At 71.3% G+C, this 12,831-nt stretch carries 12 protein-coding genes; 7 read left to right on the forward strand and 5 right to left on the reverse strand.

The genetic code is table 11. From position 1 onward, the window contains the following. Window positions 1-107: 107 nt before the first annotated feature. The 3 genes from ACFYL6_RS06880 to ACFYL6_RS06890 form a co-directional block, all read right to left on the reverse strand. Window positions 108-527 (reverse strand): Asp23/Gls24 family envelope stress response protein, encoded by a 420-nt coding sequence (locus ACFYL6_RS06880; RefSeq protein WP_387168500.1) that lies wholly within the window; start codon window positions 525-527, stop codon window positions 108-110. Window positions 528-745: 218 nt separating this feature from the next. Next, entirely contained in the window at window positions 746-1,747 is a 1,002-nt protein-coding gene (gene meaB, locus ACFYL6_RS06885; RefSeq protein ID WP_387168503.1) for a methylmalonyl Co-A mutase-associated GTPase MeaB, read from the reverse strand. A 55-nt stretch (window positions 1,748-1,802) separates the two neighbouring features. After that, window positions 1,803-3,002 carry an acetyl-CoA C-acetyltransferase gene (locus tag ACFYL6_RS06890; RefSeq protein WP_387168506.1) on the reverse strand — a complete coding sequence of 400 codons (1,200 nt, stop codon included), beginning with the start codon at window positions 3,000-3,002 and terminating at the stop codon, window positions 1,803-1,805. Window positions 3,003-3,063: 61 nt separating this feature from the next. Between ACFYL6_RS06890 and mce the strand changes: the two genes are divergently transcribed. The 4 genes from mce (at window position 3,064) to ACFYL6_RS06910 (ending at window position 9,122) form a co-directional block, all read left to right on the forward strand. Then, the gene (gene mce / locus ACFYL6_RS06895) at window positions 3,064-3,540 is read left to right on the forward strand and encodes a methylmalonyl-CoA epimerase (protein ID WP_354948872.1); all 477 of its coding nucleotides are present in this window, start codon (window positions 3,064-3,066) and stop codon (window positions 3,538-3,540) included. A gap of 362 nt (window positions 3,541-3,902) precedes the next feature. Next, window positions 3,903-5,258: a crotonyl-CoA carboxylase/reductase gene (gene ccrA / locus ACFYL6_RS06900; RefSeq protein ID WP_238659313.1), complete on the forward strand. Its 1,356-nt coding sequence runs from the start codon at window positions 3,903-3,905 to the stop codon at window positions 5,256-5,258. Window positions 5,259-5,588: 330 nt separating this feature from the next. Beyond that, on the forward strand, window positions 5,589-6,854 hold the full coding sequence (locus tag ACFYL6_RS06905; protein ID WP_387168510.1) for a DivIVA domain-containing protein: 1,266 nt from the start codon (window positions 5,589-5,591) through the stop codon (window positions 6,852-6,854). Between the two features lie 177 nt (window positions 6,855-7,031). Continuing rightward, on the forward strand, window positions 7,032-9,122 hold the full coding sequence (locus ACFYL6_RS06910; protein WP_387168513.1) for a hypothetical protein: 2,091 nt from the start codon (window positions 7,032-7,034) through the stop codon (window positions 9,120-9,122). 134 nt (window positions 9,123-9,256) lie between these two features. On the opposite strand, the gene ACFYL6_RS06915 is transcribed toward ACFYL6_RS06910, so the two are convergent. Next, entirely contained in the window at window positions 9,257-10,222 is a 966-nt protein-coding gene (locus ACFYL6_RS06915) for a DUF559 domain-containing protein (protein ID WP_387168516.1), read from the reverse strand. A 42-nt stretch (window positions 10,223-10,264) separates the two neighbouring features. On the opposite strand from ACFYL6_RS06915, the gene ACFYL6_RS06920 reads away from it, so the two are divergent. From ACFYL6_RS06920 to ACFYL6_RS06930, 3 genes are read left to right on the forward strand one after another with little or no spacing between them, the layout of a single operon-like run. Continuing rightward, window positions 10,265-10,555 (forward strand): Scr1 family TA system antitoxin-like transcriptional regulator, encoded by a 291-nt coding sequence (locus ACFYL6_RS06920; protein ID WP_387168518.1) that lies wholly within the window; start codon window positions 10,265-10,267, stop codon window positions 10,553-10,555. Next, a complete protein-coding gene (locus ACFYL6_RS06925) occupies window positions 10,546-10,734 on the forward strand; it encodes a DUF397 domain-containing protein (RefSeq protein WP_387168521.1) in 189 nt (62 codons plus the stop codon). Before ACFYL6_RS06920 ends, ACFYL6_RS06925 begins: the two co-directional genes overlap by 10 nt. 15 nt (window positions 10,735-10,749) lie before the next feature. Further along, window positions 10,750-11,994, forward strand: coding sequence for an AI-2E family transporter (locus ACFYL6_RS06930; RefSeq protein WP_387168524.1), 1,245 nt, complete (start codon window positions 10,750-10,752; stop codon window positions 11,992-11,994). Between the two features lie 3 nt (window positions 11,995-11,997). Here the strand turns inward: ACFYL6_RS06930 and ACFYL6_RS06935 are convergent, their stop codons facing one another. Continuing rightward, window positions 11,998-12,807: an alpha/beta hydrolase gene (locus tag ACFYL6_RS06935; protein WP_387168527.1), complete on the reverse strand. Its 810-nt coding sequence runs from the start codon at window positions 12,805-12,807 to the stop codon at window positions 11,998-12,000. Between the last annotated feature and the right edge of the window lie 24 nt (window positions 12,808-12,831).

A 12,831-nucleotide genomic window follows, 5' to 3' on the forward strand; every position in this document is an offset into this window, starting at 1 on the left:
GTGAAGATGGGGCGGAGCGAGCCTACTGGGACGATGCGTCCCCGGATTTTCCTGGCGGACAGCCAATGGGCGGTCCGGCAGCCGTCAGGCCGTTGCGCACCTACGTCTCAGGCGCCGGCTGCCGTTCCCGGCTGGTTCAGCTCGATGTCGTCCACCGTGACGTTGACCTGGGTGACCGTCAGGCCGTACTTCTCCACGGCCTCGATCACCGCGGCCCGCACCGCCTCGGTCACGTCGGCCACGACGTGCCCGGCGTCGATCACCAGGACCACGTTGATGACGGCCGAGCTGCCCTTCACGTCGGCCGAGACACCCCGGCGAGCGTCGCCCACCGCGTCCAGGCCGACCTTGTCCAGCACGCTGTTGAAGAACCGGGCCACGTCACCGCCGAGATCGGCGACACCGGGCACCGCGCGAGCGGCCGCCCCGGCGATCTTTTCCACGACCTCGTCGGAAACCGACGTGACACCCCGGGCCGCACCCGTCGCGGGCTGCACTGCGCCGGCGTTCTCCACCGCGTCCGTCATGATCACATCTCCCCTGGTCCCGGTGCACTGTGGACCGACCGACTCGTCAGCCCGCTTCGCGGCAGCTCACTGCCGGCCACGCGCCGCGAGCCTACTAAAACCGGAGTGACCTTCGCGTGCCGGCGGGAGGCGCGCTCGGACCGGCGCACGAGCGACGACGTCGGACCGTGCCGATCCGGTACGTCCAGCGTGGACGCGCCGGCCGGCGGGACGCCGGGTCAGCGGGCGAGCTGGGCGAGCAACTCGTCCGCCGCCGTGTACGGGTCGACCGCACCCTCGGCAACCTTGGTGGCGAGCGTGGCCAACTGCGTACCGTCGCGCAGTGAGCCGATCCGGGCGCGCAGGGTGCCGAGCGCGATCGCCTCGATCTCGGCGGCGGCCCGCTTCTCCTGGCGGCGGCGCAGCTCGCCGTGCTCGACCAGCCAGCCCCGGTGCTTGTCGATGGCGGCGGCGATGTCGTCGATGCCCTCGCCGCGCGCGGCGACCGACCGGACCACCTGGGGCCGCCACTGCCCGGGCCCGCGCTCACCGAGAGCGATCATGCCCTGGATGTCACGGACGGTGGCGTCGACGCCGTCCCGGTCCGCCTTGTTGACCACGAACACGTCGGCGATCTCCAGGATGCCGGCCTTGACCGCCTGGATCGCGTCACCCATGCCGGGCGCGAGCAGCACCAGCGTCGTGTCGGCCAGCGAGGCGACCTCCACCTCGGCCTGCCCGACGCCGACGGTCTCCACCAGCACCACGTCGCAGCCGGCGCCCTCCAGCACCCGGACCGCCTGCGGCGTCGCCGCGGCCAGCCCGCCGAGGTGCCCCCGGCTGGACATCGACCGGATGTAGACGCCCGGATCGGTGGCGTGGTCCTGCATCCGCACCCGGTCACCGAGGATCGCTCCGCCGGTGAACGGGCTGGACGGGTCGACCGCCAGCACGCCCACCCGGTGCCCGCGCGCCCGCAGCGCGCGGACCAGCTCGTTCGTGGTGGTCGACTTGCCTACCCCGGGTGAGCCGGTCAGCCCGACCACCTGGGCCTGCCCGGCGTACGGCGCCAGCGCCGCGGCGATCGCCGGCAACAGCGCGTCACCGTTCTCCACCAACGTGATCAGGCGGGCCACCGCGCGGGGGTCGCCCGCGCGGGCCCGCTCGACCAGCAGCGGTACGTCCCGGCTGCGACGCACCGACGTGGTGCCCGCGGCCGGGACGTGCTCAGCCTCGCTCACTGCATCATCTTTGTTCGCGACTGCGGGGCTCGCAAAACCGGCTCACTCCTCGCACTCACTGGCCGGCCGGAGCCTTGCCCGGCACGTGGATGATCAGCGCGTCGCCCTGGCCACCGCCGCCACAGAGCGCCGCCGCGCCGGTGCCACCACCGCGCCGCTTCAGCTCCAGAGCGAGGGTGAGTACGAGGCGCGCGCCGGACATGCCGATCGGGTGCCCCAGCGCGATCGCGCCGCCGTTGACGTTGACCTTGTCCGGGCTGATCCCGAGGTCGCGGGTGGACTGGACACCGACCTGCGCGAACGCCTCGTTGATCTCGATGAGGTCCAGGTCCGCCACGCTCAGGCCACCCTTCTTCAGGGCGTGGTTGATCGCGTTGGACGGCTGCGAGTGCAGGGAGTTGTCCGGGCCCGCCACGTTGCCGTGCGCACCGATCTCGGCCAGCCAGGTCAGCCCCAGCTCCTTCGCCTTGGCCTTGCTCATCACGAGCACCGCGGCGGCGCCGTCGGAGATCGGCGACGAGCTGCCGGCGGTGATGGTGCCGTCCTTGGCGAAGGCGGGGCGCAGCTTGGCCAGCGACTCGACGGTGGTGTCCGGGCGGATGCCCTCGTCCTCGCTGATCACCAGCGGGTCGCCCTTGCGCTGCGGGATGACCACCGGGGCGATCTCGTCGGCGAAGTGGCCGTTCTTCTGCGCGGCGGCGGCCCGCTGGTGACTGGCGGCGGCGAAGGCGTCCTGCTCCTCGCGGGAGATGCCGTGCTTGGCGCCGAGCCGCTCGGTCGACTCACCCATCGAGCAGCAGTCCCAGGCGTCACTGAGGCCGTCGTGCGCCATGTGGTCCTTGACCACCACGTCGCCGTACTTGTAGCCGGTGCGCTGGCCCAACAGCAGGTGCGGGGCGTTGGTCATCGACTCCATGCCGCCGGCCACCACGATGTCGAACTCGCCGGCGCGGATCAGCTGGTCGGCCAGGGCGATCGCGTCCAGGCCGGAGAGGCAGACCTTGTTGATGGTCAGCGCCGGCACGGACATCGGCACACCGGCCTCGACCGCCGCCTGCCGAGCCGGGATCTGACCGGCGCCGGCCTGCAACACCTGCCCCATGATCACGTACTGGACCTGGTCCGGGCTGACGCCGGCACGCTCCAGCGCCGCCTTGATGGCGATCCCGCCGAGCTTCGTGGCCGGGAGGTCCTTGAGGTTGCCCAGCAGCCGGCCCATCGGGGTCCGCGCGCCGCTGACGATCACCGAAGCCATGCCTGCCTCCGAGGGGGTGCCGAGCTGTACGCCTTAACGATTGTTCGGTCAGACTAGCGCCATGGCAGAGAACTCCCCCGTCGAGCCCGGTGCGGACTACGTCACAGACATCGGACTTCGCAAGATTGACCACGTCGGGATCGCCGTGGCCGACCTGGACGCCGCGATCGACTTCTACCAGCGGACGTTCGGGATGCGCTGCGTACACGTGGAGACCAACACCGAGCAGGGCGTTCGGGAAGCGATGCTGGCCGTCGGGCCGACCACCGAGGGCGGCTGCGTGCAGTTGCTCGCCCCGCTCACCCCGGAGTCGACGATCGCGAAGTTCCTGGACCGCAACGGGCCGGGCGTGCAGCAGGTCGCGTACACCGTGGTGGACATCGACGCGGCCTGCGCGGCGCTACGGGAGCGCGGCATGCGCCTCCTCTACGACGCACCGAGGCGCGGCACCGCGGACAGCCGGATCAACTTCGTCCACCCCAAGGACGCCGGCGGCGTCCTCATCGAACTGGTCCAACCCGCCCCCACCCCCCACTAACCTGCGGCCCCCTGCCCCACCCTGCCCCCCCTGCCCCACCCCCCTGGTTGATCAAGAGATTTGCGTCAGGCTGCGCCACGAAGGTGACCGAAAGCTCTTGATCAACCAGGGGTGGCGGCCGGTGGGGCCGGGCGGCGCGCACGTCAGTGCGCGGTTGGCGGGGTGGTCGGACACCTTCACGCATCGGCGGATGCAGTTTTTCACAGAGGACTTCCCGGCCTAGCTACCGTTCAGTAACGTCCGGCCCCACCAGAGCGCGACCGGTGCGGGATGTGTCGAATGCCGACATGGCGGTCGTGCCCACCGGCGCCGACGATGGCAGCACCCGGGCCCGTGCGGGTGCGGATGAACCGGAGGTCACCGTGCAGGACATCCTCGAAGCGATCATGGCGGCGGAGGAATCGAACGATCCGGACCGCGAACTCGCCGGCCTCGCCGGGCTGCCCGTACCGGAGAGCTACCGGGGCGTGGTGGTCCGCGCCGAGGAGGCCCGGATGTTCGACGGCATGGCCACCCGGGACAAGGACCCGCGCAAGGCACTGCACGTGCAGGAGGTGCCGACGCCGGAGCTGGCGCCGGGCGAGGCGCTGGTCGCGGTGATGGCCAGCGCGATCAACTACAACACGGTGTGGACCAGCATCTTCGAGCCGCTGCCCACCTTCAAGTTCCTGGAGCGCTACGGCCGGGTCTCCGAGCTGACCCGCCGGCACGACCTGCCGTACCACGTGGTCGGCTCGGACGCGGCGGGCGTGGTGCTGCGCACCGGCCCCGGGGTGACCCGCTGGGCCCCCGGCGACGAGGTGGTGGCGCACTGCCTCTCGGTCGAGTTGGAGGACGCGGCCGGCCACGACGACACCATGCTCGACCCGCAGCAGCGGATCTGGGGTTTCGAGACCAACTTCGGCGGGCTGGCCGAGCTGGCGGTGGTCAAGGCCAACCAGCTGATGCCCAAGCCGCGGCACCTGAGCTGGGAGGAGGCGGCCAGCCCGGGGCTGGTCAACTCCACCGCGTACCGCCAGCTCGTCTCGCACCACGGCGCCAACATGAAGCAGGGCGACGTGGTGCTGATCTGGGGCGCCTCCGGCGGCCTCGGCGGGTACGCCACGCAGATGGCGCTCAACGGCGGCGCGATCCCGGTCTGCGTGGTGTCCTCACCGGAGAAGGCCGAGCTGTGCCGCAGGATGGGCGCGGAGCTGGTCATCGACCGGGCCGCGGAGGGCTTCCGCTTCTGGAAGGACGAGGAGACCCAGGACCCGGACGAGTGGCGGCGCTTCGGTGAGCGCATCCGTGAGCTGACCAGCGGCGAGGACCCGGACATCGTGTTCGAGCACCCGGGTCGGGAGACGTTCGGCGCCAGCGTCTACGTGGCCCGGCGCGGTGGCACCATCGTCACCTGCGCCTCCACCAGCGGCTTCCAGCACCAGTACGACAACCGCTACCTGTGGATGCACCTCAAGCGGATCGTCGGCAGTCACTTCGCCAACTACCACGAGGCGTGGCAGGCCAACCGCCTCGTCGCGCTCGGCAAGGTGCACCCGACGGTGTCCCGCACCTACCCGTTGGAGCAGACCGGCCAGGCCGCGTACGAGGTGCACCGCAACGCCCACCAGGGCAAGGTCGGCGTGCGCTGCCTCGCACCCACCGACGGACTGGGCGTACGCGACGGCGAGTTGCGCGCCCGGCACGAGGACGCGATCAACCGCTTCCGGGGTCACTGACCGGCACCGCCGGCCGCCAGGGCCCTCTGACCGGCACCGCCGGTTGCGGGGCCCCGGCCGGACGGTGGAACGCGGGATGACCATTGCGCTGATCGCTCATTGTTCTTCCGCCCCCATTAGCGGATAACCCACCCGGATCGAACAAAGGGCCTCGGGGCAACCCCGGGGCCCTTTTCCGCGTCACTCTGCGTGGCGTCCGACCGGCCAAGACCTGCCAAGATCGCCGATTGGTCCAACCACGCCGATCGCAGGAGTTGACCATGTAAAGAGGGCACGAAAGCTTCGCACCGCTCTTGCGAAGCACCCTGGGGCGTCTGCCAGTATGTCCCAATGCCCCAGCAGCAGTCCTCCCCTCTCGCGTTCTTCGATAACGCGAACTCGCAGCCAGATTTCACCGTTGGCCTGCGCGGATACAACACCCATCAGGTCGACGACTTCCTCGGCCGGATGACCGCCGCGCTGACCCAGTCCGAGCAGGCCCGTGCCGAGGCCGAGCAGCGGATGAACGACGCCCAGCGTCGTCTCCGCCAGGCCGAGCAGCGCATGAGTGCGCTGGAGCAGAAGCTCACCGACACGAACAAGCAGCTCGAAGAGAACAGCCGGCCCACCCTCTCCGGGCTCGGCACCCGCGTTGAGCAGATCCTCCGGCTCGCCGAGGAGCAGGCCAACGACCACCGCAACGAGGCCAAGCGCGAGTCGGAGGGCATCCTCTCCGCCGCCCGCCTCGAGGCCCGCGAGATCACCGACAAGGCCCGCGCCGAGGCCGCCGCCATGAAGGCGAGCGCCGAGCGCGAGGCGGGCAACCTGCGCACGGCCGCCGAGCGCGAGGCCGCCGAGGTCCGGGTGCAGGCCCGGCGCGAGGCTGACACGCTGCGCGCCGACGCCGACCGGGAGACCAAGCAGCTGCGTACGGTCACCGCGCACGAGGTGGCCGAGCTGAAGTCGACCGTGGAGCGCGAGGTCGCCACCCTGCGGGCCACCGCGGAGCGGGAGATCACCCAGCAGCGGGCGAAGGCCGCCCGTGAGGCTGAGGAGAAGCGCGCCGAGGCGACCAAGCTGCTCACCGATGCGCGGGACAAGCGCGACAAGGACCTGCAGGCCCTGGAGCTCCAGTTGGCCGAGCGGCGGGAGAAGGCCGAGCGCGAGGAGTCCGAGCGCCACGCCGCCCAGGTCGCGCAGACCCAGAAGATGGTCAGCGAGGCCGAGCAGCGTGCCCGGGCCGCACAGGAGCGGGCCAAGGAGATCGAGCAGCGCGCCGAGGCGCGGCGGGTCGAGTCCGAGCGCAACGCCGCCGAGACGGTCGACAAGGCCAAGGCGCACTCGGAGAAGACCCTCAACGAGGCGAAGGCCGAGTCGCAGCGCCTGCTCACCGAGGCTCGCACCGAGGCCGAGCTGACCACGCAGGCCGCCCGCCGCGAGGTCGAGGACCTCACCCGGCAGAAGGACGCGGTCACCTCGCAGCTGGGTCAGATGCTCTCCGGGCTCGCCGGCATCGTTCCGGGAATGCCGGCGGCGCAGGCCGCTCCGGCTGCCAAGCCAGACGCCAAGAAGACCGATGGCGGTCAGGAGCGGGTTCCCGCGGAGACCGCCGGCTGACGCGAGGCGTCAGGTCGGGGCATCGACGGCGCGAGGTGACACCGGGTAACCGGTGCCACCTCGCGCCGTGTGCGTTTCCCAGCCCGTGGTATCCGGCGGCCGCAACGGAGTGAAGTAGCTCCCACAAGGCCCGTCCGTATCGCCCCAGCAGGGCCCGTTGCGTGTGAGGATGGGGGCATGTCGCACGGCGAGGAACTGTTCGCTCTCGGCGGGGACGTGACGACGGAGCCCAGCTTCGAGTCCGCTCTGCGGGGGTACGAGAAGAAACAGGTCGACCGTTATGTCGCGCGTGCTGAGCACGAGATCGCGACCCTCGCTTCGGAACGGGAACAGGCGTACACACAGATCCACAAGCTCGCCGGCCAGGTCGAGGTTCTCCAGCGCGACCTGACCCAGGTGCGCAAGCAGATGAACGTGGTCGACCGGGCGTCGTTCCGGCATCTCGGCCCGCGGGTCGAGTCGATCCTCACCCTTGCTGAGGAGCAGGCCGAGCAGATCCTCGCCGACGCGAACGGGGAGATCGAGGCCCGTCGTGCCGCGGCCGAGCACATCATCGAGGAGGCCCGCGAGCAAGCCGCACGGGCCCTGAAGGACTTCGAGATCGCCCTCGCCGCCCGACGCGCCGAGGAGGAGCGGCACAGCGCCGCCCAGCGGGCCGAGGCGGACGCGACCCTGCGGTCGGCCAAGGACGAGTCGGCGCAGTTGCGCAAGGCGGCGCAGGACGCACTGGCGAAGGCCCAGCAGGAGGCCACCCAGCTGCGGGACTCCGCCAAGGAGATCCACAACCGGGCCCAGCAGGAGGCCACCAAGCTGCGCGAGACGGCCCGCGAGACGTTGGTCAACGCCCGGCAGGAGGCCAGCGATCTGCGCGACGCCGCCAAGGAGGTGCATGCCAAGGCCCTCCAGGAGGCCAAGCGGCTCACCGACACAGCGACCGAGGCCGGGCGGGCCACCCACGCCAAGGCGCAGCAGGAGGCCAAGCAGATCATCGACGACGCGTCGATGGCCGGCCGGGCCACCCGCGCCAAGGCGCAGCAGGAGGCCGAGCGGCTGACGACGCAGGCCACCGAGTCGGCGAAGCGCAGCCGCGCCGAGACCGAGGCGTACGTGCAGCGGATGCGCACCGAGACCGAGGCGTACGTCCAGCACACCCGGGCGCAGACCCAGCAGGAGCTGGGCGCGTGGCGGGCCGGGGTGGAGCAGGAGGTCAACTCCCGTCGGGAGGCGGCCGACCGGGAGTTGGCGCAGCGACGCTCCACGGCCGAGCAGGAGTTCGCCAAGCGTCGCGACGAGCTGGACAAGCAGCACACGGCGCGCCAGCAGGAGCTGGAGAGCGGGTTCTCCAGCCGCCAGCAGGAGCTGGAGAGCGCGTTCACCACCCGCCAAGACGAGCTGGAGTCCGAGTACTCCACCCGGAAGAACGAGTTGGAGACCGAGTACACCGCTCGCAAGAACGAGATCGAGCAGGGCGCGGCCGGCATCCGTCAGGCCGCCGAGCAGGACGCGGCGGCGCTGCGCCAGCGGGCCGAGACCGAGGCCGCCGAGCTGCTGAGCCGGGCCGAGACCGAGGCCGGCGACAAGCGCCGCAAGGCCGACGAGCACGTGGCGGCGTCCCGGCGGCAGTTCGAGGAGTACGCGGCCACCACCCAGCAGCACCTGGCCACCACCCAGCAGCACCTGGCGGCGACCCAGCAGGAGTCGGCGGCGGGCCGGCAGCAGTTGGCCCAGGTGATGCTGGAGATCGCCCAGGCCCAGCAGCAGCTCGCGGATCTGCGGCAGGAGACCTGGAAGGCCCGGCAGGAGTCCGACGAGCTCCAGCGTCAGATGTCCGAGCTGCGGTTGCAGAGTGTCGCCGGCCCGATCGACGGCCCGACTGCGCCGGCCGCGTCAGACGACGCGAGCGGGGGCGCCCCCGGCGCTGGGGACGACGGCGTGAGCGTTTCCGCCGGCGCGACCTCGGAGTCGGGGACGGGCACCGGGCTGAAGACGGAGCCCGCCGACACCAGGCAGCCGGTGAACGCGGGCGCCGAGGAGTCCGGGCAGTCCACGACGCGGCCGGTGGCCGAGCCGGTGACCACCGTGGACGGTGGCACGGCGAGCGCCGGGGTGGACGGGGAGCCGACCGTGGCCGCCGTTCCGGGCGAGGGTGGCCGGGGCGCCAAGCCCACCAAGATCACTAGCACCGGTGAGAACGGCAAGCGACCCACCAAGCCGACCACCGACGAGCGCAGCGCCAAGCCCAGCAAGGTCACCATCGACAAGGAGTGACGGTACGCCGGCCACGGCGAGTCGTCGTCGTTCGCGCTCACGCTGCGGCTGGCCGCGTATGGGCACCGCCCGCCCAAGCCTCGAAATCTTGGACACTTTCCGTCAACTGCTGACGGAAAGTGTCCAAGATTCACTTACGCGGAAGATGGCACAGAGGCGGGGGTCCAGCCGGCTGCGATGAGGGCGCGGCGGACGGTTTCGGCGACCTCGTCCGGGCGGGCGCGGACCAGCCAGGCCGGAAAGCGCAGGATCCGATCGCCGCTGGTCCACACGTCGTTCTGCCGACGCATGTCCGCCGCCCACTGTTTGGCGTCCATGTGGTGCGCGCCGTCGATTTCCACCTGCACCCGCCACTCCCGCCAGTACGCGTCCAGCCAGCGGTTCCGGCCGGCCGCGTCGACGCGGTGTTTTTGCAGGTCGGGGGCGGGCAGCCGATGCCGGCGGCACAGCCGCACAAAGTCGATCTCGGAGAGCGCCTGCGCGCCACCCGCGATGTCGCTGATGGTCTGCCCGATCAACCGCCGACGGGGAGCCCGAGGAAGGACGTCGAGGACCGCCTGCAACTCCTCGGGCAGCACCCGGCGTTGCTGGCAACCGGCGGCCAGCACCGCCTGCGCCTCGTCCACGCCGGCCGCCCAGCCCGCCGCGTCCACCAGAGCCCGCGCCGTCGTGGTACGCGGCGGGCGGGCACGCTGGAGATGGGCCTCGGGGAGGACCGTGGCGCGGTGGACCAGGACGGCGGGCATGTCGATCGGAAGCCGACGCAGGCTGGTCCGCGCGGCACGGCGGGCTGCCGGCACCAGCACGTGCAGCGGCTCGCGCCGTAATCCCCGTACCCCGGCTTCGGCGGCGGCGGACACCCCGGCCAGCACCGCCCCCGGCCCGGCCGCCAGCACCGCCACCCAGAGCTGCTGGTCGCGGGTGAGTCGGCCATTGCCGGCCAGCAGAAGCCCACGGCTGATAGCCCGCCACCGACCGGAGCGAATCCGGCCCCGTACCGCCCCCTCGCTGAGCAACCCGGCGACCTGCGCGGTCGTCAGCACGCCCGCCTGCTCGAAGGCGAGCCAGTCAAGTGCGTCGGCGTCATCGGCGGGCAGCATCCCGACAGCTTCCGCCGTGGCGCGCCGCCTCACCACCAGATCTTGGACAGTTTCCGTTACGTCGTAACGGAAACTGTCCAAGATCTGCAGGTTCTGGCCGACGTCCGGGGGCGGGTCGATGATCGGGCGACGGAACGGTCCCTGTTCAACCTGGCCCGGGGCGCCGACGGTGGTTGGGTGGGGCACATGGAGCATCAGATTGACGGTCTCGTGGTCGATGGCGACCATGAGGTGGCTACGCTGCTGGCGCGCTGGGAGATGATCAGAAACGGCGCGTTGTCCCGCCGCCAGTCGATCGAGCTTATGAAGGAAGTTGTGACCTCATGGACCTGACCGGCGCGCTCTGGCGCACGTCCAGCCGTAGCGGCAACGGAGAGTGTGTCGAGGTGGCGGACAACCTGCCCGGGATGGTGGGGGTGCGGGACAGTAAGGACCCGACCGGCCCGGTGCTGGTGTTCGCGCCTGCCGCGTGGCGGGCGTTCGTGGCCGTCGCCCGTCGTCCCACCGCCTGAGCCGGGAGGTCCCTGGTGCCACAGCACGACCCGTCCGGCGACGACCCGGACGTGACCCCCGGCCCCCCGCCAGCGGAAAACCCACCGCCGGCGAACACGCCACGGTCGGCGGAGACGCCGCCGGCGAACACACCACCATCGGCGGAGACGCCACCGCCGGTGCCGGTTCCCGCCCCGGGGACCGACCCGGAGGAGCCGCCGGCGGTTCCGTCCGGAAAGTTCGGCACACCGGGGCGGCCACTGCGCCGCAGCAGTTTCCTGCTCGGCTTCACCGGTGCGCTGGGCGTGCTGCTGGCGTACACCCTTTATCTGGGGATTCGCAATGCCGGCGGCATCCTCGTGCTTGTGGTGATTGCGCTCTTCCTCGCGGTCGGCCTCAACCCGGCGGTGGTCCGACTGGGCCGCTGGGGTGTGCCGCACGGCCTGGCGGTAGCGGCGGTCGCCCTCACCGTGGTACTGCTGCTCTGCGGCGGCATCGTGGCGCTGGTCCCACCGATCGTCACCCAGTCGGGGCAGTTCATTGACCAGATCCCGAGCCTGCTCGACGAGTTGCGCCGCAATCCGACGGTCAATGACCTGGTGGAGCGGTACGACGTGGTGGAGCGGGTGCAGGGCGCGGCCAACGCGGAGACGGTCGGACGGGCGCTCGGCGGGGTGCTGGGCGGCGCACAACTGATCTTCGGCACGGTGTTCCGGACGCTGACCGTGCTGGTGCTGACGATCTACTTCCTGGCCTACTTCGACCGGCTGCGTTCGCTGGGCTACTCGTTGGTGCCCCGGTCCCGGCGGCAGCGGGTGCAACTGATCGGCGATGAGATTCTGGCCAAGGTTGGCGCCTACATGGTCGGTGCGCTGAGCATCGCGGTGCTGGCCGGTGCGACGACCTTCGTGTTCGCGTTGATCGTCGACCTGCCGTACCCGTTCGCGCTGGCCGTGGTGGTCGCGGTGACCGACCTGATTCCGCAGATCGGCGCGACGCTGGGCGCGGTGATCGTGAGCCTGGTCGGTTTCGCCGCCGATCTGCCCACCGGCATCGCCTGCGCGGTGTTCTTCCTCATCTACCAGCAGGTGGAGAACTACCTGATCTACCCGAAGGTGATGCGCCGCTCGGTGGAGGTCAACGAGGTGGCCGCCCTACTGGCCGCGCTGCTCGGGGTGGCGCTGCTGGGCGTGGTGGGCGCGCTGATCGCCATCCCCACGGTCGCCGCGCTGCAACTGATCCTTCGCGAGGTGGTGCTGCCCCGCCAGGAGCGCCGCTGAGCGTCAGCCGGCCTGGCCAGCGGCCGGGCCGGGGACGGGGGTGTCGGCGAAGGCGGCCACCGTCCGGTCGGCGTACGCGCTGACGTCGCCGGCCTCCATCGGGCCGTCCCAGGTCGTCGGCAACGGCACCTCGACGGCGGGGTTGACCCGTCGGACGATCTCGTCGAGCACCGTCTCCGCGTCACCCACCCAGAGGTGCTTGGCGCCGGGCACCCCGACCACCTCGGCCTGGGGCACGGCGGCGAACCGCTCCCGCGCCTCGGTGGGGCGCAGGTAGTCGTCGAACTCCGGCACCAGCGCCACCAGCGGCCGACCCGAGTTGGCCCAGGTGGCCAGGTCCTCGGGGGCGGAGAAGCGCAGCGGCGGGGAGAGCAGGATCGCCCCGGCGATCGACGGGTCGCAGCCGTACTTCAGTGCCAAATCGGTGCCGAACGACCAGCCGACGAGCCAGATGTTGGGCAGCTCGGCGAACTCCGCGTACTCGATGGCGGCGGCCACGTCGTACCGCTCGCCCACCGCGCCGTCGAACGCTCCCTCGCTGGTGCCGCGCACGCTGCTGGTGCCCCGGGTGTTGAACCGCAGCACCGCCAGGTCGGCCAGGGCGGGCAGCCGCCAGGCCGCCTTGCGGAACACGTGGCTGTCCATCATTCCGCCGTGGGTGGGCAGCGGGTGCAGGCAGACCAGGGTCGCCACCGGCGGTCGGTCGGCCGGCAGGGCCAGCTCACCGACCAGCCGCAGGCCGTCGGCGGTGTGCAGCTCGATGTCCTCCCGGCGGCCGGGCAGGATCGACGACGCGCGGATCGCTGTGCTCACCGCTCAAGTCTGTCGCGAAGTCGC

The organism is Micromonospora sp. NPDC007208, from assembly GCF_042869175.1.
GTDB lineage: Bacteria > Actinomycetota > Actinomycetes > Mycobacteriales > Micromonosporaceae > Micromonospora > Micromonospora foliorum.

What these genes read in the sequence shown, in the direction of transcription:
- ACFYL6_RS06905 (WP_387168510.1), top strand. Translation starts at nt 5,589, where the DNA reads ATGCCCCAGCAGCAGTCCTCCCCTCTCGCGTTCTTCGATAACGCGAAC.
- ACFYL6_RS06925 (WP_387168521.1), top strand. Translation starts at nt 10,546, where the DNA reads ATGGACCTGACCGGCGCGCTCTGGCGCACGTCCAGCCGTAGCGGCAAC.
- ACFYL6_RS06890 (WP_387168506.1), bottom strand. Translation starts at nt 3,002, where the DNA reads ATGGCTTCGGTGATCGTCAGCGGCGCGCGGACCCCGATGGGCCGGCTG.
- ACFYL6_RS06910 (WP_387168513.1), top strand. Translation starts at nt 7,032, where the DNA reads ATGTCGCACGGCGAGGAACTGTTCGCTCTCGGCGGGGACGTGACGACG.
- mce (WP_354948872.1), top strand. Translation starts at nt 3,064, where the DNA reads ATGGCAGAGAACTCCCCCGTCGAGCCCGGTGCGGACTACGTCACAGAC.
- ACFYL6_RS06915 (WP_387168516.1), bottom strand. Translation starts at nt 10,222, where the DNA reads ATGCTGCCCGCCGATGACGCCGACGCACTTGACTGGCTCGCCTTCGAG.
- ACFYL6_RS06880 (WP_387168500.1), bottom strand. Translation starts at nt 527, where the DNA reads ATGACGGACGCGGTGGAGAACGCCGGCGCAGTGCAGCCCGCGACGGGT.